General features: G+C 38.0%; 1 protein-coding gene. It reads left to right on the plus strand.

The window, feature by feature from the left end; translation table 11 throughout:
- Positions 1-220 precede the first annotated feature (220 nt).
- Positions 221-949: a YebC/PmpR family DNA-binding transcriptional regulator gene (locus tag INF29_RS14290; protein ID WP_022254113.1), complete on the plus strand. Its 729-nt coding sequence runs from the start codon at positions 221-223 to the stop codon at positions 947-949.
- The last annotated feature ends 324 nt before the right edge of the window (positions 950-1,273 follow it).

Genomic DNA, 1,273 nt, shown 5'->3' on the forward strand with positions numbered 1-1,273 from the left:
GTTATACTTGCCATGCGAGGATGCTCCTTTATGTATTTTTGTTTTGTGGTGATTCAAATATAACACAAAGTGAGCCTATCCTCGCTTTTTAAATATTCAGTTGTAACACATGTATTGTAATCCTACACACATTTTTGTATGTTATTTAGGGGTTTTTCTTGTTTTTTCCTGAAAAAAATGATAAAATATTTTGGTGAAATTTATTCAAGGAGGGTTATGAATGTCTGGACATTCTAAGTTTGCGAATATTAAACATAAAAAGGAAAAAAATGACGCTGCAAAAGGTAAAGTATTTACCATGTTGGGTAGAGAAATTCAGGTTGCAGTAAAAGCTGGCGGTCCTGATCCCGCAGTCAATGGCAAACTGCGTGATGTAATCGCAAAATGTAAATCTAACAATATGCCTAATGATACGATTGAAAGAAGTATCAAAAAAGCAGCTGGTAACGAAGAAGGCGTAGAATACGAATTGGTAACATATGAAGGCTATGGTCCCAGCGGTGTAGCAGTTATCGTAGAAGCGCTGACAGATAACAGAAACCGTGCAGCTGCTAATGTTAGAAATGCCTTTACAAAAGGTGGCGGCAACATGGGTACCAATGGCTGTGTATCTTTCATGTTTGATCAGAAAGGTCTGATCGTCATTGATAAAGAAGAAGTAGAAATGGATGAAGAGGAACTGATGATGGCTGCTCTGGATGCAGGCGCAGAAGACTTTGCTGCAGAAGAAGACAGCTATGAAATTACAACTTCTCCCGATGACTTCTCTGCAGTTCGTGAAGCACTGGAAGCAGCAGGCATTCCTATGGCAAGTGCAGAAGTAACAATGATTCCTCAGACATATACAGAATTGAAATCTGATGAAGATATTAAGAAAATGAACAAATTGCTGGATATGCTGGATGATGACGATGATGTACAGAATGTATATCATAACTGGGATGAGTGATCAAAATAGATGACATAGCCGCAAAGCCAGTAAAATCAAGGCTTCCAGCGGTTTTTGAGGGCGATTTTTGAAGCCCCAAAAAATCCAATTTTATAGATGACATAGCGTTTTTGGAGCTGAAAAACGATTTTGAGGCAGTGAGATGATAGAAAAAAATCTCACTGCCTTTTTTCGTTTCTGAACTCAAGTATGACTGCAAGACTAACTATTAAAAGTCAAGTCTAAAATAAAAGTTTTGGATGAATTGCAGAAATGCACTTCAGATATATTTGTACCTTGAAAATTGCATGACGAACAGAGTGTCATTGCCGGCACTCTGAAAGG

The organism is Anaerotignum lactatifermentans, from assembly GCF_014982935.1.
In the GTDB taxonomy this organism is placed as follows: Bacteria; Bacillota; Clostridia; order Lachnospirales; family Anaerotignaceae; genus Anaerotignum; species Anaerotignum lactatifermentans.